The 21,453-nt window shown below is 34.4% G+C and carries 39 protein-coding genes; all 39 read right to left on the reverse strand.

Features of this window, described 5'->3' with window-relative positions; translation table 11 throughout:
* Positions 1-29 precede the first annotated feature (29 nt).
* Positions 30-422 carry a 30S ribosomal protein S9 gene (gene rpsI, locus ACQPUW_RS15640; RefSeq protein WP_204596687.1) on the reverse strand — a complete coding sequence of 131 codons (393 nt, stop codon included), beginning with the start codon at positions 420-422 and terminating at the stop codon, positions 30-32.
* A gap of 28 nt (positions 423-450) precedes the next feature.
* Positions 451-885, reverse strand: a complete 435-nt coding sequence (rplM, locus tag ACQPUW_RS15645) for a 50S ribosomal protein L13 (protein ID WP_430838417.1) — start codon at positions 883-885, stop codon at positions 451-453.
* A 163-nt stretch (positions 886-1,048) separates the two neighbouring features.
* Positions 1,049-1,786, reverse strand: a complete 738-nt coding sequence (gene truA / locus ACQPUW_RS15650) for a tRNA pseudouridine(38-40) synthase TruA (RefSeq protein WP_430838418.1) — start codon at positions 1,784-1,786, stop codon at positions 1,049-1,051.
* A 15-nt stretch (positions 1,787-1,801) separates the two neighbouring features.
* Positions 1,802-2,602, reverse strand: a complete 801-nt coding sequence (locus tag ACQPUW_RS15655; protein ID WP_430838419.1) for an energy-coupling factor transporter transmembrane component T family protein — start codon at positions 2,600-2,602, stop codon at positions 1,802-1,804.
* Positions 2,603-3,478 (reverse strand): energy-coupling factor transporter ATPase, encoded by an 876-nt coding sequence (locus tag ACQPUW_RS15660; protein WP_430838420.1) that lies wholly within the window; start codon positions 3,476-3,478, stop codon positions 2,603-2,605.
* A complete protein-coding gene (locus tag ACQPUW_RS15665) occupies positions 3,463-4,308 on the reverse strand; it encodes an energy-coupling factor transporter ATPase (RefSeq protein ID WP_430838421.1) in 846 nt (281 codons plus the stop codon). The genes ACQPUW_RS15660 and ACQPUW_RS15665 overlap by 16 nt, the downstream gene beginning before the upstream one ends.
* A gap of 220 nt (positions 4,309-4,528) precedes the next feature.
* Positions 4,529-4,870, reverse strand: a complete 342-nt coding sequence (gene rplQ, locus ACQPUW_RS15670; RefSeq protein WP_204596693.1) for a 50S ribosomal protein L17 — start codon at positions 4,868-4,870, stop codon at positions 4,529-4,531.
* Between the two features lie 12 nt (positions 4,871-4,882).
* A complete protein-coding gene (locus ACQPUW_RS15675; protein WP_204596694.1) occupies positions 4,883-5,830 on the reverse strand; it encodes a DNA-directed RNA polymerase subunit alpha in 948 nt (315 codons plus the stop codon).
* A 93-nt stretch (positions 5,831-5,923) separates the two neighbouring features.
* Positions 5,924-6,544, reverse strand: a complete 621-nt coding sequence (gene rpsD / locus ACQPUW_RS15680; protein ID WP_430838422.1) for a 30S ribosomal protein S4 — start codon at positions 6,542-6,544, stop codon at positions 5,924-5,926.
* Between the two features lie 28 nt (positions 6,545-6,572).
* Positions 6,573-6,962: a 30S ribosomal protein S11 gene (rpsK, locus tag ACQPUW_RS15685; RefSeq protein WP_204596696.1), complete on the reverse strand. Its 390-nt coding sequence runs from the start codon at positions 6,960-6,962 to the stop codon at positions 6,573-6,575.
* A 15-nt stretch (positions 6,963-6,977) separates the two neighbouring features.
* The gene (gene rpsM, locus ACQPUW_RS15690; RefSeq protein WP_204596697.1) at positions 6,978-7,343 is read right to left on the reverse strand and encodes a 30S ribosomal protein S13; all 366 of its coding nucleotides are present in this window, start codon (positions 7,341-7,343) and stop codon (positions 6,978-6,980) included.
* A gap of 236 nt (positions 7,344-7,579) precedes the next feature.
* On the reverse strand, positions 7,580-7,693 hold the full coding sequence (gene rpmJ / locus ACQPUW_RS15695) for a 50S ribosomal protein L36 (RefSeq protein WP_039312872.1): 114 nt from the start codon (positions 7,691-7,693) through the stop codon (positions 7,580-7,582).
* A 39-nt stretch (positions 7,694-7,732) separates the two neighbouring features.
* Positions 7,733-7,951 carry a translation initiation factor IF-1 gene (infA, locus tag ACQPUW_RS15700; RefSeq protein ID WP_204596698.1) on the reverse strand — a complete coding sequence of 73 codons (219 nt, stop codon included), beginning with the start codon at positions 7,949-7,951 and terminating at the stop codon, positions 7,733-7,735.
* A 7-nt stretch (positions 7,952-7,958) separates the two neighbouring features.
* Positions 7,959-8,240 carry a hypothetical protein gene (locus ACQPUW_RS15705; protein WP_430838423.1) on the reverse strand — a complete coding sequence of 94 codons (282 nt, stop codon included), beginning with the start codon at positions 8,238-8,240 and terminating at the stop codon, positions 7,959-7,961.
* Between the two features lie 79 nt (positions 8,241-8,319).
* Positions 8,320-9,069: a type I methionyl aminopeptidase gene (map, locus tag ACQPUW_RS15710; RefSeq protein WP_430838424.1), complete on the reverse strand. Its 750-nt coding sequence runs from the start codon at positions 9,067-9,069 to the stop codon at positions 8,320-8,322.
* Entirely contained in the window at positions 9,069-9,719 is a 651-nt protein-coding gene (locus ACQPUW_RS15715) for an adenylate kinase (RefSeq protein WP_430838425.1), read from the reverse strand. The genes map and ACQPUW_RS15715 overlap by 1 nt, the downstream gene beginning before the upstream one ends.
* 24 nt (positions 9,720-9,743) lie before the next feature.
* Positions 9,744-11,021 (reverse strand): preprotein translocase subunit SecY, encoded by a 1,278-nt coding sequence (secY, locus tag ACQPUW_RS15720; protein WP_430838426.1) that lies wholly within the window; start codon positions 11,019-11,021, stop codon positions 9,744-9,746.
* 2 nt (positions 11,022-11,023) lie between these two features.
* A complete protein-coding gene (gene rplO, locus ACQPUW_RS15725; RefSeq protein WP_204596703.1) occupies positions 11,024-11,464 on the reverse strand; it encodes a 50S ribosomal protein L15 in 441 nt (146 codons plus the stop codon).
* A gap of 20 nt (positions 11,465-11,484) precedes the next feature.
* Complete coding sequence (gene rpmD, locus ACQPUW_RS15730) at positions 11,485-11,664, reverse strand: 50S ribosomal protein L30 (RefSeq protein ID WP_204596704.1); 180 nt, start codon at positions 11,662-11,664, stop codon at positions 11,485-11,487.
* 12 nt (positions 11,665-11,676) lie between these two features.
* Positions 11,677-12,174, reverse strand: coding sequence for a 30S ribosomal protein S5 (rpsE, locus tag ACQPUW_RS15735; RefSeq protein WP_221859595.1), 498 nt, complete (start codon positions 12,172-12,174; stop codon positions 11,677-11,679).
* Positions 12,175-12,193: 19 nt separating this feature from the next.
* On the reverse strand, positions 12,194-12,553 hold the full coding sequence (gene rplR / locus ACQPUW_RS15740; protein ID WP_430838427.1) for a 50S ribosomal protein L18: 360 nt from the start codon (positions 12,551-12,553) through the stop codon (positions 12,194-12,196).
* 23 nt (positions 12,554-12,576) lie between these two features.
* Positions 12,577-13,116 carry a 50S ribosomal protein L6 gene (rplF, locus tag ACQPUW_RS15745; RefSeq protein WP_204596707.1) on the reverse strand — a complete coding sequence of 180 codons (540 nt, stop codon included), beginning with the start codon at positions 13,114-13,116 and terminating at the stop codon, positions 12,577-12,579.
* Between the two features lie 59 nt (positions 13,117-13,175).
* Entirely contained in the window at positions 13,176-13,574 is a 399-nt protein-coding gene (gene rpsH / locus ACQPUW_RS15750) for a 30S ribosomal protein S8 (RefSeq protein ID WP_430838428.1), read from the reverse strand.
* Between the two features lie 32 nt (positions 13,575-13,606).
* Positions 13,607-13,792 (reverse strand): type Z 30S ribosomal protein S14, encoded by a 186-nt coding sequence (locus ACQPUW_RS15755; RefSeq protein ID WP_204596709.1) that lies wholly within the window; start codon positions 13,790-13,792, stop codon positions 13,607-13,609.
* A 12-nt stretch (positions 13,793-13,804) separates the two neighbouring features.
* Positions 13,805-14,347: a 50S ribosomal protein L5 gene (rplE, locus tag ACQPUW_RS15760; protein WP_204596710.1), complete on the reverse strand. Its 543-nt coding sequence runs from the start codon at positions 14,345-14,347 to the stop codon at positions 13,805-13,807.
* Between the two features lie 22 nt (positions 14,348-14,369).
* Complete coding sequence (rplX, locus tag ACQPUW_RS15765; protein ID WP_204596711.1) at positions 14,370-14,684, reverse strand: 50S ribosomal protein L24; 315 nt, start codon at positions 14,682-14,684, stop codon at positions 14,370-14,372.
* A 16-nt stretch (positions 14,685-14,700) separates the two neighbouring features.
* The gene (gene rplN / locus ACQPUW_RS15770; RefSeq protein WP_204596712.1) at positions 14,701-15,069 is read right to left on the reverse strand and encodes a 50S ribosomal protein L14; all 369 of its coding nucleotides are present in this window, start codon (positions 15,067-15,069) and stop codon (positions 14,701-14,703) included.
* A 32-nt stretch (positions 15,070-15,101) separates the two neighbouring features.
* Positions 15,102-15,356, reverse strand: coding sequence for a 30S ribosomal protein S17 (gene rpsQ / locus ACQPUW_RS15775; RefSeq protein ID WP_039312826.1), 255 nt, complete (start codon positions 15,354-15,356; stop codon positions 15,102-15,104).
* Positions 15,357-15,377: 21 nt separating this feature from the next.
* Positions 15,378-15,590, reverse strand: a complete 213-nt coding sequence (gene rpmC / locus ACQPUW_RS15780; protein WP_039312823.1) for a 50S ribosomal protein L29 — start codon at positions 15,588-15,590, stop codon at positions 15,378-15,380.
* The gene (rplP, locus tag ACQPUW_RS15785) at positions 15,590-16,024 is read right to left on the reverse strand and encodes a 50S ribosomal protein L16 (RefSeq protein WP_430838429.1); all 435 of its coding nucleotides are present in this window, start codon (positions 16,022-16,024) and stop codon (positions 15,590-15,592) included. The genes rpmC and rplP overlap by 1 nt, the downstream gene beginning before the upstream one ends.
* 23 nt (positions 16,025-16,047) lie before the next feature.
* Entirely contained in the window at positions 16,048-16,713 is a 666-nt protein-coding gene (gene rpsC, locus ACQPUW_RS15790) for a 30S ribosomal protein S3 (RefSeq protein ID WP_204596714.1), read from the reverse strand.
* A gap of 18 nt (positions 16,714-16,731) precedes the next feature.
* Entirely contained in the window at positions 16,732-17,064 is a 333-nt protein-coding gene (gene rplV, locus ACQPUW_RS15795) for a 50S ribosomal protein L22 (RefSeq protein WP_204596715.1), read from the reverse strand.
* A gap of 25 nt (positions 17,065-17,089) precedes the next feature.
* A complete protein-coding gene (rpsS, locus tag ACQPUW_RS15800; protein WP_204596716.1) occupies positions 17,090-17,365 on the reverse strand; it encodes a 30S ribosomal protein S19 in 276 nt (91 codons plus the stop codon).
* A gap of 62 nt (positions 17,366-17,427) precedes the next feature.
* Positions 17,428-18,261, reverse strand: coding sequence for a 50S ribosomal protein L2 (gene rplB / locus ACQPUW_RS15805; RefSeq protein WP_430838430.1), 834 nt, complete (start codon positions 18,259-18,261; stop codon positions 17,428-17,430).
* Between the two features lie 64 nt (positions 18,262-18,325).
* On the reverse strand, positions 18,326-18,619 hold the full coding sequence (gene rplW / locus ACQPUW_RS15810) for a 50S ribosomal protein L23 (protein WP_204596718.1): 294 nt from the start codon (positions 18,617-18,619) through the stop codon (positions 18,326-18,328).
* Positions 18,619-19,239 carry a 50S ribosomal protein L4 gene (rplD, locus tag ACQPUW_RS15815; RefSeq protein WP_430838431.1) on the reverse strand — a complete coding sequence of 207 codons (621 nt, stop codon included), beginning with the start codon at positions 19,237-19,239 and terminating at the stop codon, positions 18,619-18,621. Before rplD ends, rplW begins: the two co-directional genes overlap by 1 nt.
* Positions 19,240-19,264: 25 nt before the next feature.
* On the reverse strand, positions 19,265-19,894 hold the full coding sequence (rplC, locus tag ACQPUW_RS15820) for a 50S ribosomal protein L3 (protein ID WP_430838432.1): 630 nt from the start codon (positions 19,892-19,894) through the stop codon (positions 19,265-19,267).
* A 77-nt stretch (positions 19,895-19,971) separates the two neighbouring features.
* Complete coding sequence (gene rpsJ, locus ACQPUW_RS15825; protein ID WP_021876938.1) at positions 19,972-20,280, reverse strand: 30S ribosomal protein S10; 309 nt, start codon at positions 20,278-20,280, stop codon at positions 19,972-19,974.
* 498 nt (positions 20,281-20,778) lie between these two features.
* On the reverse strand, positions 20,779-21,453 hold a 675-nt coding region (locus ACQPUW_RS15830), incomplete at its 5' end, for an EF-Tu/IF-2/RF-3 family GTPase (protein ID WP_430838433.1).

Raw genomic sequence — 21,453 nt, forward strand, 5'->3', positions numbered from 1 at the left:
CTTCTCTTCCATATTCCGTACTCCAAATATTATCTCTTTGAGAATTGTGGAGCTCTTCTTGCTTTCTTAAGACCGTATTTCTTTCTTTCAACCATTCTTGGGTCTCTAGTTAAGAATCCAGCTTTCTTTAATTCTGACTTTAAAGCTTCGTCTGATTTAACTAATGCTCTAGCCACACCGTGTCTGATTGCTCCAGCTTGACCTGTGAATCCTCCACCATGAACGTTAACTAATAAGTCAAACTTATCTTTAGTTCCTGTTAAAACTAAAGGTTGGTTAACGATAACTCTTAAAGTTTCTAAACCGAAATAGTTTTCGATTTCTCTCTTATTTATAACTACTTTACCATTTCCTGGTACTAGTCTCACTCTTGCAACTGATTTTTTTCTTCTACCAGTTCCCATGTATTGAACTTTTGCCATTTTAAATCCTCCTCCCGAGTTTCGGTTATTAGTACTTTAATTCAAGTACTTCAGGGTTTTGAGCTTGATGTTCGTGCTCTGAACCTCTGCTTACTTTTAATTTCTTTAACATTTTTCTACCTAAAACACCACTTGGAAGCATTCTTCTAACTGCTTCTTCAAATGCGAATTCTGGCTTCTTAGCAAGAACTTCTCTGTATGGGATTTCTTTTAATCCACCAACGTATAAGCTGTGCTTTCTCATCATTTTTTGATCTAACTTCTTACCAGTTAAAACAACTTTCTCAGCATTGATTACTATAACGAAATCTCCGCAGTCAACATTTGGTGTAAATGTTGGCTTATTTTTTCCTCTTAAGATTGAAGCAACTTGGCTAGCAACTCTTCCTAGTGGCTTACCAGCAGCATCAACAACATACCATTTTCTTTCAACTTCTTGTGCTTTTGCAATGTATGATTTCATCTCTGTTTCCCTCCTTGAACTTACGATTCGCAATATCTACATATTGCATTTATGTTAAGATGTTAGCTTACTAAATCTTATCTACATAAATATTCTAACAAACATGTATTATTATAATACACGCTTACGGGCGTGTCAACAAATTTTCTGTATTTTTTTTATATTAATAATAAACTTTTTCTAAAACAAGGCCATTTGGCGGAACACAAAAGCCTGCTTCCTCTCTTTTACCTTCTTCTATTATCTTTTCAATACTCTCAGACTTGATTTTTCCACGTCCTACTTCAATTAAAGTTCCTACTATTATTCTTACCATATTATATAAAAAACCATCAGCAGTAATAAAAATTTTTATAAAGTTGCCTTCTTTTTCTATATGTAAGTCACTTATTGTTCTAGTAGATGTCTTTACTGAACTTCCCGTTGTCTTAAAAGCTTTAAAATCATGTTTACCTACGAAGTATTCACATGCTTTTTTCATCTCATCTATATTTAAAACTTCTCTAACATGATAAGAAAAGTTTTTATATAGTGCTACCTTCTCTTCTCTATTTACTAGAGTATAACAATATGTCTTTCCTTTACTATCATATCTTGAATGAAACTCTTCTGAAACTTCTTCTGATTTTATAATAGCAATATCATCTGGTAATTTTGTATTTATAGCTTCTCTAAACTTCTCTGGTGGCACATTACTGTCTGTATAGAAGTTTGCTACCATACCTTTAGCATGCACCCCTGAATCAGTTCTAGAACTTCCTGTAATAGCTACTTCCTTTTTAACTATCTTGGAAATTGCTAGTTCTATAGTTTCTTGAATTGTATTCTTGCTACTTTTTTGCTTTTGCCATCCTAGATAATTAGTTCCATCATATTCAATTGTCAATTTTATATTTTTCATAATCTCACCTAAAACTTAAAGTATTCTAATTACTATACTAGCTATAAATAATATTCCAAATATTCCCCATGCTATTGCATCATCCTTAGAAAACTTTAATTGTTTCATTCTAGTTCTTCCAGAACCGCCTCTATAGCATCTAGCCTCCATTGCCATTGCAAGTTCATCTGCTCTTCTAAATGAACTTATAAATAGTGGTACTAAAAGTGGCACTAAACTCTTTGCTTTTTGAATAATTCCACCTGATTCAAAATCAGCACCTCTTGCTTTTTGTGCCTTCATAATCTTATCAGTTTCATCCATAAGAGTTGGTATAAATCTTAATGCTATAGTCATCATCATTGCAAGCTCATGTGCTATTTCCTTACCTATAGGTCTAAGAAGTATCTCTATTCCATCTGTAAGCTCTATAGGGGACGTTGTTAGAGTTAATAATGATGTGCCAACTACTAAGAATATTAATCTTAATGCCATAAATAATGCTGTTCTAATACCTTCAACATATACATTTAAAAATCCAAAATGAAATAATAATGTATCAGGACTTCCCTTTATCATAAATACATTCAATATTGAAGTAAATGCTACTAAGAAGATAATAGGTTTCAGTCCTTTTAATATAAATCTCGGCGGTACTTTAGAATTAATTATTACTGCAGCTATAAATGCAACAACTAAAATATATCCTACAAATTTATCTATTATAAATAGAGAGACAATAAATAACAGAGATATTAATATCTTTGTTCTAGGATCTAGCTTGTGAGTAAATGAGTTCCCTGGTATGTATTGCCCTATAGTTATGTCCTTTATCACCTATTCATCCCCCTGACTTTTTGACTTATTTCCAAATAATCTTACTAATTCTTTTTTGCATTGTTCTATAGTGTAAACTTCATCACTTACCTTAAAGCCTCTTCTTCTAAGTTCCCTCATAAGATAAGTAACTTGTGGTACTCCAAGTCCAATTTTTTCTAAAGTATCAACTTCCTTGAATACTTCAGAAGGAGTCCCTTGTAATGCTACAGTTCCTTTATTCATAACAATAACTCTTTCTGCAAGCTTAGCTACATCTTCCATACTATGGCTAACTAGTATTATTGTCATTTTGTATTTTGTATGAAGAAGTTTGATTTGAGCTAATATATCATCTCTTCCTTTAGGATCAAGTCCAGCTGTAGGTTCATCCAGTATAAGAGTTTTTGGTTCCATAGCAATAACACCTGCTATAGCCACTCTTCTCTTTTGTCCTCCACTCAAATCAAAAGGTGATTTATCCTTATAAGTTTCATAATCAAGACCTACCATCTCCATTGATTTCATTACTCGTCTATGTATTTCATCTTCGTCTAGGCCAAGATTTGTTGGTCCATAAGATATATCTTTTTCTATTGTCTCTTCAAAAAGTTGATATTCAGGATATTGGAATACTAATCCAACTTTCTTTCTTACATCAGAAAGCTTAACCCCTTTTTCTGTTATATCTTCTCCATCAACAATTATCTTTCCTGATGTAGCTTCTAATAATCCATTCATATGTTGTATTAAAGTTGATTTACCTGAGCCTGTATGTCCTATTAAAGCAATAAATTCTCCATCTTTTATATCTATGTTTACATCATCCAATGCTTTTTTTTCAAAAGGACCATTAGGCATATATATATGTGTTAAATTCTCTATTTTAATTGACATAACGCTTCCACCATCTCATCTACATTTATTATTTTATCATCTAACTTTATTCCCTCTTTGTTTAACTCATAACTAAGTTCTGTTACTTGTGGAACATCTAAACCTATTTTTTTCATAAGTTCTACTTGTGAAAATACTTCCTTAGGAGTACCACCCATTATTAACTTACCATCATCCATAACAACAATTCTATCAGCTTCAGCCGCTTCATCCATGTAATGGGTTATAAGAATTATTGTAATACCATATTGTTTATTAATCTCTTTAATATTATTTAATACTTCTTTTCTTCCTGAGGGATCTAGCATTGCAGTTGGCTCATCAAAAATTATGCATTCAGGTTGCATTGCAAGGATACCTGCTATAGCAACTCTTTGCTTTTGTCCCCCTGATAAAAGGTGCGGAGCGTGTCTTTTATATTCACTCATTCCAACCTTCTCTAAGCTCTCATCTACACGTCTTCTTATTTCTTTAGGATCCACTCCTAGGTTCTCTGGTCCAAAAGCAACATCTTCTTCTACTATTGTAGCAACCATTTGGTTGTCAGGGTTTTGAAATACCATTCCAGCTTTTGCTCTAACGTCCCATACATTATCTTCATCCTTAGTATTAAGTCCATCAACATATACAATACCATCAGTAGGTAAAAGTAATGCATTCATATGCTTAGCTAATGTTGATTTACCTGACCCATTATGCCCTAATACAACTAAGAATTCTCCCTTTTCAACTGTTAAATCTACACCATTAATAGCGTACCTTTCCATACCATCTTCATGTGATGTGTATTTAAAAACTAAATTCTCACATTTAATCATTTCTTGACTCATTTGGTCCTCCATATTTAACTCATTCACTATTATATTGCTATCTAAATTATATTCTATATACAAACTTAATGGTTACTGTATATACACTTAACATTATTATATAACATTAATTTCAACTTTCAACCTTATTCAGAATATTTAAATCATTACTTCTCTATATAAAATACTTTTAAATATAACAAAACGGGGATTAAGATTGCTCTTAATCCCCCTCAAATAATTAAACTAATTCAAGTATAACTATTTCAGCTCCGTCCCCTCTTCTAGGGCCTTTTTTATACATTCTTGTATATCCACCGTTTCTTTCAGTGTATTGTGGAGCTATATTATCAAATAAATGCTTAACTACAGCTTCTTCTTGTACGAAAGATAAAACTTGTCTTCTAGCATGAAGATCTCCTCTTTTAGCAAGAGTGATCATCTTTTCAGCTAAACTTCTAGTTTCTTTAGCTCTAGTTTCAGTTGTTTCAATCTTACCATGCTTTAAGAAACTAGTTACTAGGTTTCTAAGCATAGCTCTTCTTTGGTCTGTTGGACGACCTAACTTACGATTAACTGCCATGGATTTACCTCCTTACTCGTCGCTTAACTTTAAGCTTAAGCCTAATTCTTTAAGCTTCTTTTCAACTTCTTCTAAGGATTTCTTTCCTAGATTTCTTACCTTCATCATATCATCCATTGATCTGTTAGCAAGTTCTTGAACTGTGTTAATACCAGCTCTCTTTAAACAGTTATATGATCTAACTGATAAATCTAGCTCTTCCACAGTCATTTCTAGTACTTTTTCCTTTTTATCTTCTTCTTTTTCAATCATTATTTCAACATCATTAGTTTCATCTGTTAATGACATGAATAATTTAAAATGTTCTATTAAGATCTTTGATGATAAGCTTATAGCCTCATCAATCTTAATAGTTCCATTAGTCCAAATTTCAAGTGTTAACTTATCGTAGTCAGTAATTTGACCAACTCTAGTATTTTCTACCTTAAAGTTAACTCTCTTAACTGGTGTATATATTGAATCAACAGCTATTGCTGATATTGGTAGATCGTCACTTTTATTTTTATTTTGAGTAACATATCCTCTACCTCTATTTACAGTTAACTCCATATAAAGTCTTCCGTCGTTATCTAAAGTTGCAATATGTAAGTCTTTATTCACAACTTCAACATCTCCGTCAGTCTTTATATCTGCCGCTGTAACAACACCAGGTCCTTTTGCATCTATATATATAGTCTTTGGACCTTCACCGTTCATTCTTAAAGCTAAAGCTTTGATGTTAAGAATAATTTCAGTAACATCTTCCTTAACTCCTTGTATAGTAGAAAACTCATGAAGCACACCATCAATTTTAACTGAAGTAGTTGCAACTCCAGGTAATGATGATAATAGTATTCTTCTTAGGGCATTTCCTAGAGTTATACCATATCCTCTTTCTAATGGCTCTACAACGTACTTACCATAAGTACCGTCTTCATTTGCTTCTACACATTCAATTATTGGCTTTTCGATTTCTAACATACGAACCCTCCTTATTTTTAAACTGGCAACCTTATTCTGAGGGCAACTGATTCTATATTTGCTTTAAGTTTATTGCTCTAACAAATATTACAATTATTTGCTGTATAACTCAACGATAAGAGTTTCATTAACTGGTACGTCAATATCTTCTCTTACTGGTACAGCAACTACTTTGCCTTCGTAGTTTTCAACGTTAGCTTCTAACCATTTTGGTAAAGTCTTTGGATTTTCAACGAAAGTCTTGAACTTTTCGCTTCCCTTGCTCTTTTCAGCAACAGTTATTACATCGTTAACTGATACTTTGAATGAAGGAATGTCAACTCTCTTACCATTTACTAAGAAATGTCCGTGGTTAACTAATTGTCTTGCTTCGTTTCTTGAAGCACCATATCCTAATCTATAAACAACGTTATCTAATCTTAACTCTAATAACATTAATAAATTTTCACCAGTGATACCCTTCATGTGTTCAGCCTTTTCATAGTATGCTCTGAATTGACCTTCTAACACTCCGTATATTCTTCTAGCTTTTTGCTTTTCTCTAAGTTGTACACCGTAGTTAGATAATTTCTTTCTAGCTGCTCCGTGTTGTCCTGGTGCGTAACTTCTTCTTGTGAAAGCACATTTATCTGTATAACATCTATCCCCTTTAAGGAATAACTTCATGCCTTCTCTTCTACATAATCTACATGTAGCTCCAGTATATCTTGCCATTAATTACACCTCCTGTATGAATCAAATACTAGACTCTTCTTCTTTTTGGTGGTCTACATCCATTGTGTGGGATTGGAGTAACATCTTTAATTAAAGTTACTTCTAATCCTGCTGCTTGTAAAGATCTTATAGCTGCTTCTCTTCCAGCTCCTGGTCCCTTTACATAAACTTCAATGCTCTTTAAACCGTGTTCCATTGCTGCTTTACTAGCAGTTTCTGCTGCCATTTGAGCTGCAAATGGAGTACTTTTTCTTGATCCTCTGAAACCTAGAGCTCCAGCACTTGACCATGATAACGCATTTCCTTGTGCGTCTGTTAAAGTAACTATTGAGTTGTTGAAAGTTGACTTGATGTGTGCAGCACCGTGCTCAACGTTTTTTCTGTCTCTTTTTCTTCTAGTCTTTTTAACCTTTGCCATTGCTTTCCCTCCTAACTACTTCTTCTTGTTTGCGATAGTCTTCTTAGGACCTTTTCTTGTTCTCGCATTAGTCTTAGTTTTTTGTCCTCTTACTGGAAGACCTTTTCTATGTCTAATTCCTCTATAACATCCGATTTCTACTAATCTCTTGATGTTTAATGCTACTTCTCTTCTTAAGTCACCTTCGATTGTAAGTTCCTTAATATAAGTTCTTAGCGCGTTTACTTCATCTTCAGTTAAATCCTTAACTCTTGTGTCAAGGTTTATTCCTGTAGCTTCTAATATCTTATGTGAAGTAGGTAATCCTATTCCATAAATATAAGTTAAACCTATTTCAACTCTTTTTTCTCTTGGTAGGTCAACACCTGCTATTCTTGCCATTAAAATTTACACCTCCTGGTAATTGAAATGCCTAAAAGTTTATTATTTTTGATTATCAAAAATATAATATATATATAATAAAATTTTAGGTTAATAGAGAATTTGTTCTCTATCATCAGCCGCTCCTAAAATCTAATTATTTAATTAAATGCCTATATAATGATATGTGACTTTGACAAAAAAGTCAATAAATTTTAAATACCTAATTTGTATTTTTTGTCTAATATTTATTTATATTAGCCTTGTTTTTGCTTGTGCTTTGGATTTTCACAGATTACCATTACTCTTCCTTTTCTTCTAATTACTTTGCACTTTTCGCAAATAGGCTTAACTGATGGTCTTACTTTCATCGCTAACCCTCCTTGTAATATTTGATAGATCTTACTATCTTATTTTGCTCTCCAAGTAATTCTACCTCTTGTTAAATCATATGGAGAAAGCTCCACTGTAACTTTATCTCCAGGTAAAATTCTTATGAAGTTCATTCTTAATTTTCCTGATATATGTGCTAGAATTGTGTGCCCACTTTCAAGTTCAACTTGGAAGTTAGCGTTTGGTAAGGATTCTACAACGACTCCTTGCATTTCTATAACATCATCTTTTGACATAAGGTAATCAACCCTCCTTAACAATGCCTCTTAATTTTAAAAATCTCTTAATTTTTAAGTCAGTATCTTTTCTCTCACTGATTATGGCTGCTCTTATCTCATCATCTATATTTTCTAAGAACTCTAAATGCTTAACCTTTTTCTTCTTAGGTTCCTTGATCTTTTTAGTATCACCATTTGCAAGCAATACATAATTTTCATCAATTACATTTGTTACTATATATAAATGATCTTTATCTCTACCAGCTAAAGAAAGCACAACTTTCCCAATCAAGTCATTGTTTTGCAAATTTTTCACCTCGATGATTACCTTAGAAATAAATAAGCACTGTAATACTACTTTGCAAATTTATAACTAAGCAACACTTTTATTTAACTAGTGTTAGTATTTCGGGACCATCTGGTAAAATCGCAACTGTATTTTCGTAATGTGCTGATAGGCTTCCATCACTTGTTACAACCGTCCAATTATCTTTTAAAGTTCTTACTCTAAAGGATCCTTCATTAACCATTGGCTCTATAGCTAGAACCATGCCCTTTGTAAGTATTGGACCTCTACCTGGTCTACCGAAGTTTGGTACTTCAGGATCTTCATGTAGATCTCTGCCTATCCCGTGTCCTACAAAACTTTTCACAACGGAAAATCCGTTTGCTTCAACATGGCCTTGTATCGCATGTGATATATCTGTTAATCTATTACCAATTTGAGCGAATTTAATTCCCTCAAAGAAACAATCTCTTGTTACCTGTATAAGTCTTTTTGCATCTTCTGAAACATTTCCTACCGGAAAAGTTCTTGCTGCATCTCCATGGAATCCATTAAGATAAGCTCCACAATCTATACTGACTATATCACCATCTTTAAGGATGTAGCCTCCGGGAATACCGTGAACTACCTGATTATTTACAGAGATACATAATGAAGCTGGAAATCCATACAAACCTTTGAATGAAGGTATAGCTCCTTGCTCTCTTATGAATTCTTCTGCTATTCTATCCAATTCTTTAGTACTTATACCTGGTTTAATTTCATTTTCTAATAGTAGTAATGTTTCACCTACTATTTTCCCTGCTTTTCTCATCAGGTCAAGGGCCAAATCATCTTTAATTAAGATCATTATTTAGCGCTCCCTAAGATTTTGCAGATACTTTCAAATACTTCATTGATTGCTTGAGTACCATCAACTGTTGAAAGTAAGTTTTTATTCTTATAAAAATCAATTAGTGGTTGTGTTTGTCTTTCGTACACATCAAGTCTTTCTTTTACAGTTTCTTCTGTATCGTCTTTTCTTTGTACTATATCACTTCCGCAAAGATCACATTTTCCTTCAACCGCTGGTGGGTTAAATTTAACGTGGTAACTTGCTCCACATGATGGACAAACTCTTCTACCAGTCATTCTTTCAAGTATAAACTCACTTGGAACTTCAATACATAAAGCTGTATCTAACTTCTCGTTTCTACCATCTAAGAATTCTTGTAAGGCTTCAGCTTGAGCAACTGTTCTTGGGAACCCATCAAGTAGGTATCCGTTCTTACAGTCATCATCTTGAAGTCTATCTTTAACCATATCTATAGTAACTGAATCCGGTACTAATTGTCCGTTATCCATATATTTTTTTGCCTCAATTCCTAAGGGAGTATTTTCTGAAATATTCTTTCTGAAAATATCTCCTGTTGAAATGTGAGGAATTGAATATCTATTACTAATTGATTTTGCCTGTGTTCCTTTTCCTGCTCCAGGAGGACCTAGTAAAATAATCTTCACGGGCATCATCTCCATTATTTAATCTTATTTAAGAAATCCTTTGTAGTGTCTCATTATCATTTGTGATTCTAGCTTTCTTGTGAAATCTAGAGCAACACTCACTACAATAAGAAGTGCTGTTCCCCCAAATTGTATTCCTTTGAATGCAGTATAGTTATCTATAACTATTGGTGTTACAGCAAGTAGTGCTGCAAATATTCCTCCGATGAAAGAAATTCTATTAAGAATACTTTCAAAGTATTGTGTTGTAGGCTCCCCTGGTCTAACACCTGGTATAAATCCAGCAGATTTGTGCAGATTCTCTGACATTTCATCTGGCTTAAATGTTACTTGAGTGTAGAACCAAGTAAAGAATATAGTTAATAGTGAATAAACAACTGGATACATCCAAGTCTTACTATTAAAAATACTCATTGGGCTACTTGTAACCCATTTTGCCCATTCATGGCTTGGGAAGAAACCTGCAATTGTTGGTAAGAATTGCATCACTGACATAGAGAATATAATCGCTATAACAGCAGATCCAACTATACTTAAAGGAATGTGAGTTGATTGACTTCTCATCACCTTATTCCCAACTGCTTTTCCTGCATACTGAACAGGAATTCTTCTTTCAGCAAGTGAAAAATATACTACTCCAGCAAGTGCTAATAAAGCAAATACTAAGAATAATGCTATCTCAACAATACTTATTTCTCCTGAGTTTTCTAACATCAACATAGATCTAATTGTCATTGGTAATCTTGAAACTATATTTACAAAGATTAGGATTGAAACACCATTTCCGAAACCTTTAACAGTGATTTGGTCTCCTAACCACATACAGAATGTTGATCCGACAACTAAAGCTAGTATGACTACTATCATTTGTACAGTTTTCATACCTATTGTTGCTCCCATTTGGGAAATTGTTGCATACATACCGAATGCAAGAATAACTGCTATAACAATTGATAAATACCTAGTGGCATTTTGTATCTTTCTTCTACCATCTTCACCTTCTTTTGAAAGTTGTTCTAATGATGGTATAGCTATTGTTAATAACTGAGTTATAATTGACGCATTAATGTATGGCATTACACCAAGAGCAAAAATACTAAATCTACTAAAGGCTCCACCTGATATTAAATCATAGAAACCCATTAAGTTTCCTGATTGAGTCATTCCTTTCAAATAATCAGCGCTAATCCCAGGAACAGGAATATGACTTCCCATCCTAAAGATTGCCACTAAAAATATTGTCCAGTAAAATCTTTTTCTCAATTCAGGTACCTTCCAGGCGTTACGTAGGGTTGATAGCATTCTTATTTCACCTCAACTTTTCCTCCAGCTGCTTCGATCTTTTCGATAGCAGATTTTGAGAACTTGCATCCTTTTACAGTTAAGTTCTTTTCTAAGTTTCCGTTTCCAAGAATCTTAACTCCGTCCATTACTTTTGAAATAACTCTTGTTTCTAATAATAATTCTGGAGTAACTTCTGTTCCATTTTCAAAAATGTTTAATCTATCTATGTTTATGCTAACGATCTTTTTAGCGAAGATATTAGTGAATCCTCTTTTAGGAAGTCTTCTGTATAATGGCATTTGACCCCCTTCGAATCCTGGTCTAACTCCACCGCCTGATCTAGCGTTTTGTCCTTTTTCACCTTTACCAGCGTTTCTTCCTAAACCTGAACCAGTTCCTCTTCCAACTCTCTTAGGAGCCTTTCTGCTTCCAGCTGCTGGCTTTAATTCATGAAGTTTCATACTCAGTGCACCTCCTCTTTTTATACTTCTTCTACATTTAACATGTAGCTTATCTTTTTAACCATACCATTTATTTGAGGAGTTCCCTCATGCTCTACTGTCTTACCTATTTTCTTAAGTCCAAGGGCATTTGCTGTAGCGATATGGTCTTTCTTTCTACCGATTAAGCTCTTTACTAATGTAATTCTTAACTTAGCCATGCAATTTCCCTCCTAACCTAAAATTTCCTCAACAGATTTTCCTCTTAATTTAGCTATTTCTTCAGCTGTTCTTAAGTTTGCTAATCCATTGATTGTTGCTTTAACCATGTTATTAGGATTGTTTGAACCTAATGACTTAGCTCTAACATCCTTGATTCCTGCTAATTCAAGTACGATTCTTGCTGGACCTCCAGCAATAACTCCTGTACCTTCTTTAGCTGGCATTATAAGAACATCTCCTGTTCCAAATTTACCGTGGATTTCATGAGGAATAGTAGTTTCAACCATTGAAACTGAAACTAAGTTCTTCTTAGCATCTTCTATTCCTTTTTTAATTGCTTCAGGTATTTCGATAGATTTTCCCATTCCAACTCCAACGTGTCCGTTCTCGTCTCCGACAACAACTAGAGCTGCGAATCTGAAGTTTCTACCACCCTTAACAACCTTAGTAACTCTATTTATGTTAACAACCTTTTCTTTAAGGTCTAGTGTACTAGGATCGATTCTCATTTATTTCCCTCCTCGTTTCTTAGAATTTTAAGCCTGCTTCTCTAGCACCTTCAGCTAATGATTGAATTCTTCCGTGATATACGAATCCACCTCTATCGAAAACAACTTCTGTTATTCCCTTATCGGCAGCTTTCTTACCAACTAATTCGCCCACTAATTTAGCGCCTTCTTTGTTTCCGCCTTTAGCTGAGAAATCTTTTTCTAAGCTTGAAGCAGCAACAATTGTTACAGCATTTATATCATCAATTATTTGTGCGTAAATATTTTTTTCACTTCTGTATACTGAAAGTCTTGGTCTTTCAGGAGTACCGAAAACCTTCTTACGTACTCTAAGGTGACGTCTCTTTCTGCTAGCTTTTCTGTCTGATTTCTTGAACATATAAAGCTCACTCCTTTCTTTTATTACTTACCAGTTTTACCTTCTTTACGTCTGATCACTTCGCCTTCGTATCTTATACCTTTACCCTTGTATGGTTCTGGTTTTCTCCATGATCTGATCTTAGCAGCTGCTTCTCCAACTTTTTGCTTGTTGATTCCTTTTACAACTACCTTTGTAGCTTCAGGTGTTTCAAATTCAACACCTTCAACTGCTTCTATTTCAACTGGATGTGAATATCCAAGGTTCATTACAAGTTTCTTTCCTTGCTTTTGAGCTCTGTAACCAACACCGTTTAAGATTAAAGTCTTTTGGAATCCTTTAGTAACTCCTTCAACCATGTTGTTTATAAGTGCTCTTGTTAATCCGTGAAGAGCTCTATGCTCTTTAACGTCGCTAGGTCTAGTTACAACCACTTCGTTGTTTTCAACTGCGATATTCATGTCTTTGTGCATAGCTTCTACTAGCTCACCCATTGGGCCTTTTACAGTAACAACGTTCTCTGGTGTTACTGTAACAGTTACGCCAGCAGGTATAGCTATTGGTAATCTACCTACTCTTGACATAATTGCACCTCCTGTTTTTCTCTACATGCATATATTCATATATTAATTATTATTAATTTCTACCAAACGTAGCAAAGAACTTCTCCACCTATGTTGCTCTTTCTAGCTTCTCTATCTACCATTATTCCTTTTGAAGTTGAAATAACAGCGATTCCTAAACCATTAAGAACTCTAGGAGTTTCGTCTTTTTTACAATATACTCTTAATCCTGGCTTTGATATTCTCTTTAATCCAGTTATTACTCTTTCGTTGTTAGCTCCATATTTAAGAGTTATTCTTAACATTGGAACTACTCCATCATTGTATTCATCAATTTCCTTGATGTATCCTTCTTGTAATAATATATTTGAAACGGCCTTCTTTACGTTAGAAGAAGGTACCTCTACTACTTCATGTTTAACAGCATTTGCGTTTCTTATACGAGTTAGCAAATCTGCTATAGGATCTGTCATAACCATTTAATGTGCCTCCTTTCGCTATATCTTCAGTACTACCAGCTTGCTTTTCTACAACCAGGGATTTGGCCTTTGTATGCAAGTTCTCTGAAACAGATACGGCATATACCGAATTTCTTTAATACAGAATGTGGTCTTCCACATATTCTACATCTAGTATAAGCTCTAGTCTTATACTTAGGTTCTTTGCTCCACTTTTCTATTATCGCTTTACGTGCCATAGATACCCCTCCTTATTGTTGAGCAAATGGCATGCCAAGGAATCTTAATAATTCTCTTGCTTCTTCGTCAGTGTTTGCAGTTGTAACGAAGATTATATCCATTCCTCTTACTTTGTCGATCTTATCGTACTCTATTTCTGGGAATATTAATTGCTCTTTAATTCCTAGTGAGTAATTTCCTCTACCATCAAATGATTTAGCTGAAATCCCTCTAAAGTCTCTAACTCTTGGTAAAGCAATTGACATTAACTTGTCAGCAAATTCATACATCTTTGCCTTTCTTAATGTAACTTTACATCCTAATGCCATGTTTTCTCTTATCTTGAAGTTAGCAACTGATTTCTTAGCTCTTGTTAATATTGGCTTTTGACCAGTTATTATAGTTAAATCGCTAACAGCTGATTCTAAAACTTTTTGATTATCTTTAGCTTCACCAACACCCATGTTGATTACTATCTTTTCAAGTCTTGGAACTTGCATTATATTTTCATATCCGAACTTTTCCATCATAGCCGGAATTATTTCTTTTTCATATCTATCTTGAAGTCTTGTCATATTGTTAACCTCCTTTCAATTTCTAGAATGTTTCTCCGCACTTCTTGCACACTCTAACCTTAGCTCCATCTTCTAATATTCTGTTGCTAATTCTAGTAGCTTTTTTGCACTTTGTACAATATAACATTACCTTTGAGCTGTTTATTGCAGCTTCTTTTTCTATTATAGCACTTTCAGCTTGAGTTCTACCTGCCTTTTGGTGCTTCTTTACTATGTTAACTCCTTGAACTAGTACTTTACCAGTTTTTGGGGATACTTTTAAAACTTCACCTGTTTTACCTTTATCTTTTCCTGATATAACTACAACTGTGTCGTTCTTTCTTACATGTATTTTCAAGTTAGCCACCTCCTCTTTATAGAACTTCTGGTGCTAATGATAATATTTTATTAAATTCTTTATCTCTTAGCTCCCTAGCAACAGGTCCAAAGATACGTGTTCCTCTTGGTTGCTTATCGTCTTTTATTATAACAGCAGCATTTTCATCAAATCTCACGTATGAACCGTCTGCTCTTCTTATTCCTTTTACTGATCTAACAATAACAGCTTTTACAACGTCACCTTTTTTAACAACTCCGCCTGGTGTTGCACTTTTAACGCTGGCAACTATTATGTCTCCAATGTTACCGTACTTTCTCTTAGATCCGCCTAATACTCTGATGCACATTATTTCTTTAGCTCCTGAGTTGTCAGCAACTTTTAATCTAGTTTGTTGTTGTATCATTAGATTACCCTCCTTTCGGTCTTTAAGCCATATTATTTAGCTTTTTCAACTATTTCAACAAGTCTCCATCTTTTATCCTTTGATAAAGGTCTTGTTTCCATTATTAATACTCTATCATTAACTTGAGCTTCATTCTTTTCATCATGCGCTTTGAACTTAGTAGTTCTGTTAACAGTTTTTCCGTATAGTGGATGTCTTACTTTAGTTTCAATAGCAACTACGATAGTTTTATCCATTTTATCAGAAACAACTCTACCGATTTTCTTTTTTCTTAGTCCTCTTTCCATTAAGGCTTACCTCCTTCCAGATTACTGTTCAACAACCCTTAACTCTTCTTGTCTTAAGATGGTTTTTATTTGGGCTATAGATTTCTTTACTTCTCTTATTCTCATAGGATTTTCTAATTGTCCTGTAGCTAATTGGAATCTTAAGTTGAATAACTCAGCTTTAAGTTCTCCTAATTTAGCTTTTAAATCTTGAGGATTACTTGCTCTTAATTCTTTTAATTCTCTAGCCTTCATTATTCTTCACCACCCATTTCCTCAAAATCTCTTCTTGTAACGAATTTACTTCTTACAGGAAGTTTGTGTGATGCAAGTCTCATAGCTTCTCTTGCAACTTCTTCAGTAACTCCAGATAATTCGAATAATACTCTACCTGGTTTAACTACTGCAACCCAGTACTCTGGTGATCCTTTACCTGAACCCATTCTTGTTTCAGCTGGCTTTTCAGTAACTGGTTTATCTGGGAAAATCTTTATCCAAAGTTTTCCTCCTCTTTTTATATATCTATTTATAGCAATTCTGGCAGCTTCTATTTGGTTACTTGTGATCCATCCACAAGTAGTAGCTTGAATACCGAAATCTCCATATGCTAGGAAATTTCCTCTTGTTGCTTTACCTTTCATTCTACCACGTTGTACCTTACGATGCTTTACTCTTTTAGGCATTAACATGATTTATTCCTCCTTTCTTATGCTTATGCGTTAGCTTCTTCCTTTTCAACTTTTTTAGTTGGAAGAACTTCTCCATTATAAACCCAAACTTTAACTCCGATTTTACCATAAGTTGTATCAGCTTCAGCAAATCCGTAATCGATATCTGCTCTTAAAGTTTGTAGTGGAATTGTACCTTCATGATATTGCTCAGTTCTAGCTATTTCAGCTCCACCTAATCTTCCTGAACAAGCAGTCTTAACTCCTTTAACTCCTTGCTTCATTCCTCTTTGGATAACTTGCTTCATAGCTCTTCTGAATGATATTCTCTTTTCTAGTTGTGCTGCTATATTTTCAGCCATTAATTGAGCGTTTGATTCAACGTTCTTAACTTCAACTATGTTTATTAGAATATTCTTTCCTGATATAAAGCTAGCTAATTTCTTCTTTAAAGCTTCTATACCTGAACCGCCTTTTCCGATAACAACACCTGGTTTAGCAGTATATATATTTAACTTAATTCTCTTAGCTGCTCTTTCGATTTCTATCTTTGAAATTCCAGCTGAGAAAAGATCTTTTTTTACAAATTCTCTTATTTTGTTATCTTCTATTAGATTGTCAGCAAAATCTTTTTTGTTTGCATACCATTTTGCATCCCATCCCTTGATAACACCTACTCTAAGTCCGTGAGGATGTACTTTTTGACCCACTTCGATTTCCCTCCTTCTTTATCTTTCTTTAACAACTACTGTTATATGACTTGTTCTCTTATTTATTCTGAATGCCTTACCATGATCCATTGGTCTAAATCTCTTTAATGTTGGACCGTGACCTACGTATGCTTCTGATACAAATAATCTATCTGCTTCTAATCCATGATTATTTTCAGCATTTGCAACAGCTGACTTTAAAACTTTGTTGATAGCAACTGCAGCTTCTCTTGGAGTGTATTGTAAAATAGCACTTGCTTCTCTTACATCTTTTCCTCTTATTAAATCAAGAACAGCTCCTACCTTTATTGGAGACATTCTTACATATTTAGCTATAGCTCTAGCTTCCATTTATGATCCTCCTTTCCAGGCTCTACTACTTTCTTTTTGATGATTTATCATCGTGTCCTCTGTATGTTCTAGTTAGTGAAAATTCACCTAATTTGTGTCCTACCATATCCTCTGAAATGTAAACTGGGATATGTTTTCTTCCATCATGAACAGCTATTGTGTGTCCTATCATTTGAGGGAAAATTGTTGAACTTCTTGACCAAGTTTTAACAACTTTTTGCTCACCATTAGCGTTCATTTCTTCTACTTTCTTTAAAAGTCCTGCATGGACGAAAGGTCCTTTTTTAATTGATCTACTCACTATATTTGCCTCCCTTCATTTCTTAGGCTCTAGCCTTGAAGAGAATGGATATTCTCTTCAAACTATTTCTTATTTCTACCCTTAATAATTAACTTATCTGAGTACTTCTTGTTCTTTCTAGTCTTGTATCCAAGTGCTGGTTTACCCCATGGAGTCATTGGACTTGGTCTACCTACTGGAGATTTACCTTCTCCACCACCGTGAGGGTGATCGCAAGGGTTCATTACAGAACCTCTAACTGTTGGTCTGATTCCCATGTGTCTTTTTCTACCAGCTTTACCTATCTTAACGATATCGTTAGTTGAGTTTGAAACTGAACCAATTGTAGCTCTACACTCTATTCTAACATATCTCATTTCTCCTGAAGGTAATCTTAATGTAGCATACTTACCTTCTTTAGCCATTAATTGTGCTGATAAACCAGCAGCTCTTACTAATTGGCCACCTTTTCCAGCTTGTAATTCGATATTGTGTATGAATGTACCTACTGGGATGTTTAATAATGGTAATGCATTACCTGGTTTGATATCCGCGTCTGCTCCTGATACAATCTTATCTCCAACTTTTAATCCTGCTGGAGCAATTATGTATCTCTTATCTCCATCTGCGTATACAACTAATGCGATATATGCTGATCTATTTGGATCGTATTCTATTGTAGCAACATTTGCTGGAATACCGTCCTTATTTCTCTTGAAATCAATTATTCTGTATTTTCTCTTAGCGCCACCACCGTGGTGTCTTACAGTTATTTTACCTTGTGCATTTCTACCACCAGTTTTCTTTAAAGAAACTAATAATGACTTCTCTGGCTCATTTGTAGTTATTTCTTCAAATGTTGGCATAGTCATATTTCTTCTTGATGGTGTCATCGGTCTAAATGTTTTAACTGCCATTTAATTTCCCTCCTTCTTTCAGCTTATCTGGTGAATAATCACCAATAAATCACCTTATTGACGTCTATTGCATTCCTTCGAAGAATTCAATAGTGCTGCCTTCAGCTAATGTAATGATAGCTTTCTTGTAGTCAGCTCTCTTTCCTACATGTACGCCCATTCTCTTAGTTTTTCCCATAGTTCTGCTAGTCTTTACGTCTGCAACTTTAACGTTGAAAACTTCTTCAACTGCTCTCTTTATTTGAGATTTGTTAGCACTTATGTGAACTATGAAAGTGTACTTATTTTCTGCCATTGCTGCCATACTCTTTTCAGTAATAACAGGCTTTCTTATTATATCATGGCTTGTTAAATTCATTATGCGTACACCTCCTCAATCTTTGATACAGCATCTTTAGTCATAACTACTTTTTCAAACTTAAGTAAGTCATAAACGTTGATGTTGTTTGCAGGTATAACTGCTACTCCATCAATGTTTCTAGCTGACTTATAAACAACTTCGTTTGACTCAGCTGTTACGATTAAAGTCTTCTTAGCTTCCATTGTGTTTAGCATGTTAACTACATTCTTAGTTTTGATTGAATCGAATGCTAAATCTTCAACAACAACCATTTGTCCGTCTTGAACTTTAGTTGATAATGCTGACATCATAGCAACTCTCTTCATGCTCTTTGGTATAGCCATTCTGTAATCTCTTGGCTTTGGTGCGAATACAATACCACCCTTGATCCATTGTGGAGCTCTGATTGAACCTTGTCTTGCTCTACCAGTTCCTTTTTGTCTCCAAGGCTTGATTCCGCCTCCTCTAACTTCAGCTCTTGTTTTAGCTGATTGAGTTCCTTGTCTCTTGTTAGCTAATAATGCAACAACTACTTGGTGCATAGCGTTTTCGTTTATTTCAGTTCCGAATATATTTTCGTTTAATTGGAAATCTCCAACTTGTTTACCTTCTTTATTGAATAATCCTACTGTAGGCATCCTGCTTCCTCCTTTCCTTAAGAAATTAAGCCTTAACTGTATTTCTTATTACTACTTTGCTCTTGTTTGGACCTGGAATTCCGCCCTTGATTAGTATTAAGTTTTTCTCAGCTATTACTTTAACTACTTCTAAGTTTAATACTGTAGTGTTTACAGCACCCATGTGTCCTGGCATCTTCTTGTTCTTGAATGTTCTTGAAGGATCAGAAGCTGCTCCCATTGAACCTGGTGCTCTATGGAACTTAGAACCATGTGACATAGGTCCTCTTTGTTGATTCCATCTTTTGATAACGCCTTGGAATCCCTTACCTTTAGAAACTCCTGATACGTCAACCTTATCTCCTACTACGAATACGTCAGCCTTTATTTCTTGGCCTACTTCATATTCACTAGTATTTTCTAATCTGAATTCTTTTAGAGTTCTTCTTAATGAAACTCCTGCTTTTGTGAAGTGTCCTCTTTTTGGCTTGTTAACTAATTTTTCTCTTATGTCTCCAAAACCAACTTGTATTGCATCATAACCATCGTTTTCGATAGTTTTCTTTTGAGTTACAACACATGGACCTGCTTCTACAACTGTTACTGGAATTACTTTACCATTTTCGTCGAAAATTTGAGTCATTCCTATCTTCTTACCAATTATAGCTTTTTTCATGTATTTACACCTCCAAAACTTATTAGCGGATTGCTAGGCAATCATAATAGTTCAATGTCTTTATTATAATTTTGCTATTATAGCTTTATTTCGATATCTACACCTGCTGGTAGATTTAATCTCATTAATGCATCAACAGTCTTAGGTGATGGATTAACGATATCTATAAGTCTCTTGTGAGTTCTTATTTCGAACTGTTCTCTTGAGTCCTTATATTTGTGAACTGCTCTTAATATAGTAACAACATCTTTTTCAGTAGGTAGTGGTACTGGACCTGCAACCTTAGCTCCTGTTGACTTTGCAGTTTCAACGATTTTTTCTGCTGATTGATCTAATATTGTGTGATCAAAAGCTTTTAATCTGATTCTTATTTTTTGTTTTGACATCTTGGTTTCCCTCCTTTTCATGTACGCTTTACTTCTAACGCACAACAGCGGTTCTTCTATAAACTGTTCCTGGTGTTTCATAACTTTTGGAAAGAAATATAGAGTCCCTGTCGTCGGATTCTAGATCCTGACATACTCATCAAGAATTACCCGGAAGTCCGGCAACCTCTTGATTCATCGCCGCATGCTATACAACTTCTATATTATACTATTAAATTTTATGTTTTTCAAGTAATTTTTTCTTATAAAATTTAAATTATTTTTTAAATTTTTTCCGTTAGAATTAATTCGCTTTTTATATTTTAATAGTATTTCATATAAATATCAAGCATTTTATAAAAGTAAATTTCTAGCTATTCCTGTAAACTTTTACTCACATTTTACAATTATTTCATTAAATAATAAATTATATACAATATAAAGACATTTAAAAATAAAAATTAAAAAAAATAGTAAGAGACGTCTCTCTTACTATTTTTATATATAAAGTAATTACTACTATTCGATTACGCTAGTAACAACTCCTGAACCTACAGTTCTTCCACCTTCTCTGATTGCGAATCTTAATCCTTCTTCCATAGCTACTGGGTGGATTAATTCAACGTTCATGTCGATGTGGTCTCCTGGCATTACCATTTCCATTCCGTCTGGTAATTTGATTGAACCTGTTACGTCAGTTGTTCTGAAGTAGAATTGTGGTCTGTATCCATCGAAGAATGGAGTATGTCTTCCACCTTCTTCTTTTTTAAGTACGTATACTTGACCTACGAACTTCTTGTGAGGATTAACTGAACCTGGTTTAGCTAATACTTGACCTCTTTCGATTTCTGTTCTTTGGATACCTCTTAATAATGCTCCGATATTATCTCCAGCTTGCGCGTCGTCTAATAACTTTCTGAACATTTCGATTCCTGTAACAACAACTTTCTTAGTTTCTTCTTTGATACCTACGATTTCAACTTCGTCTCCAACGTGTAAGATACCTCTTTCAACTCTTCCTGTTGCAACTGTTCCTCTACCAGTGATTGTGAATACATCTTCTATTGGCATTAAGAATGGCTTATCTGTTGCTCTTTCTGGAGTTGGGATGTAGCTATCTACAGCTGCCATTAATTCATCGATACAAGCTGTTGCTTCTGCATCTGTTGGGTTTTCTAAAGCTTTTAAAGCTGA

It is taken from the genome of Clostridium sardiniense, assembly GCF_050584765.1.
In the GTDB taxonomy this organism is placed as follows: domain Bacteria; phylum Bacillota; class Clostridia; order Clostridiales; family Clostridiaceae; genus Clostridium; species Clostridium sardiniense_A.

Excerpts from the sequence above, each read along its gene's own strand:
- rpsI (WP_204596687.1), bottom strand. The coding sequence starts at position 422 with ATGGCAAAAGTTCAATACATGGGAACTGGTAGAAGAAAAAAATCAGTT.
- rplM (WP_430838417.1), bottom strand. The coding sequence starts at position 885 with ATGAAATCATACATTGCAAAAGCACAAGAAGTTGAAAGAAAATGGTAT.
- truA (WP_430838418.1), bottom strand. The coding sequence starts at position 1,786 with ATGAAAAATATAAAATTGACAATTGAATATGATGGAACTAATTATCTA.
- ACQPUW_RS15660 (WP_430838420.1), bottom strand. The coding sequence starts at position 3,478 with ATGTCAATTAAAATAGAGAATTTAACACATATATATATGCCTAATGGT.
- ACQPUW_RS15665 (WP_430838421.1), bottom strand. The coding sequence starts at position 4,308 with ATGAGTCAAGAAATGATTAAATGTGAGAATTTAGTTTTTAAATACACA.
- rplQ (WP_204596693.1), bottom strand. The coding sequence starts at position 4,870 with ATGGCAGTTAATCGTAAGTTAGGTCGTCCAACAGACCAAAGAAGAGCT.
- ACQPUW_RS15675 (WP_204596694.1), bottom strand. The coding sequence starts at position 5,830 with ATGTTAGAAATCGAAAAGCCAATAATTGAATGTGTAGAAGCAAATGAA.
- rpsD (WP_430838422.1), bottom strand. The coding sequence starts at position 6,544 with ATGGCAAGATATACTGGAGCTACATGTAGATTATGTAGAAGAGAAGGC.
- rpsK (WP_204596696.1), bottom strand. The coding sequence starts at position 6,962 with ATGGCAAAGGTTAAAAAGACTAGAAGAAAAAGAGACAGAAAAAACGTT.
- rpsM (WP_204596697.1), bottom strand. The coding sequence starts at position 7,343 with ATGGCAAGAATAGCAGGTGTTGACCTACCAAGAGAAAAAAGAGTTGAA.
- rpmJ (WP_039312872.1), bottom strand. The coding sequence starts at position 7,693 with ATGAAAGTAAGACCATCAGTTAAGCCTATTTGCGAAAAGTGCAAAGTA.
- infA (WP_204596698.1), bottom strand. The coding sequence starts at position 7,951 with ATGTCAAAAGATGATGTTATAGAAATGCAAGGAGTCGTTGTAGAATCC.
- map (WP_430838424.1), bottom strand. The coding sequence starts at position 9,069 with ATGATCTTAATTAAAGATGATTTGGCCCTTGACCTGATGAGAAAAGCA.
- secY (WP_430838426.1), bottom strand. The coding sequence starts at position 11,021 with ATGCTATCAACCCTACGTAACGCCTGGAAGGTACCTGAATTGAGAAAA.
- rplO (WP_204596703.1), bottom strand. The coding sequence starts at position 11,464 with ATGAAACTTCATGAATTAAAGCCAGCAGCTGGAAGCAGAAAGGCTCCT.
- rpmD (WP_204596704.1), bottom strand. The coding sequence starts at position 11,664 with ATGGCTAAGTTAAGAATTACATTAGTAAAGAGCTTAATCGGTAGAAAG.
- rpsE (WP_221859595.1), bottom strand. The coding sequence starts at position 12,174 with ATGAGAATCGATCCTAGTACACTAGACCTTAAAGAAAAGGTTGTTAAC.
- rplR (WP_430838427.1), bottom strand. The coding sequence starts at position 12,553 with ATGTTCAAGAAATCAGACAGAAAAGCTAGCAGAAAGAGACGTCACCTT.
- rplF (WP_204596707.1), bottom strand. The coding sequence starts at position 13,116 with ATGTCAAGAGTAGGTAGATTACCAATAGCTATACCTGCTGGCGTAACT.
- rpsH (WP_430838428.1), bottom strand. The coding sequence starts at position 13,574 with ATGGTTATGACAGATCCTATAGCAGATTTGCTAACTCGTATAAGAAAC.
- ACQPUW_RS15755 (WP_204596709.1), bottom strand. The coding sequence starts at position 13,792 with ATGGCACGTAAAGCGATAATAGAAAAGTGGAGCAAAGAACCTAAGTAT.
- rplE (WP_204596710.1), bottom strand. The coding sequence starts at position 14,347 with ATGACAAGACTTCAAGATAGATATGAAAAAGAAATAATTCCGGCTATG.
- rplN (WP_204596712.1), bottom strand. The coding sequence starts at position 15,069 with ATGATACAACAACAAACTAGATTAAAAGTTGCTGACAACTCAGGAGCT.
- rpsQ (WP_039312826.1), bottom strand. The coding sequence starts at position 15,356 with ATGGAAAGAGGACTAAGAAAAAAGAAAATCGGTAGAGTTGTTTCTGAT.
- rpmC (WP_039312823.1), bottom strand. The coding sequence starts at position 15,590 with ATGAAGGCTAGAGAATTAAAAGAATTAAGAGCAAGTAATCCTCAAGAT.
- rplP (WP_430838429.1), bottom strand. The coding sequence starts at position 16,024 with ATGTTAATGCCTAAAAGAGTAAAGCATCGTAAGGTACAACGTGGTAGA.
- rplV (WP_204596715.1), bottom strand. The coding sequence starts at position 17,064 with ATGGAAGCTAGAGCTATAGCTAAATATGTAAGAATGTCTCCAATAAAG.
- rplB (WP_430838430.1), bottom strand. The coding sequence starts at position 18,261 with ATGGCAGTTAAAACATTTAGACCGATGACACCATCAAGAAGAAATATG.
- rplW (WP_204596718.1), bottom strand. The coding sequence starts at position 18,619 with ATGAATTTAACAAGCCATGATATAATAAGAAAGCCTGTTATTACTGAA.
- rplD (WP_430838431.1), bottom strand. The coding sequence starts at position 19,239 with ATGCCTACAGTAGGATTATTCAATAAAGAAGGTAAACAAGTTGGAGAT.
- rplC (WP_430838432.1), bottom strand. The coding sequence starts at position 19,894 with ATGAAAAAAGCTATAATTGGTAAGAAGATAGGAATGACTCAAATTTTC.
- rpsJ (WP_021876938.1), bottom strand. The coding sequence starts at position 20,280 with ATGTCAAAACAAAAAATAAGAATCAGATTAAAAGCTTTTGATCACACA.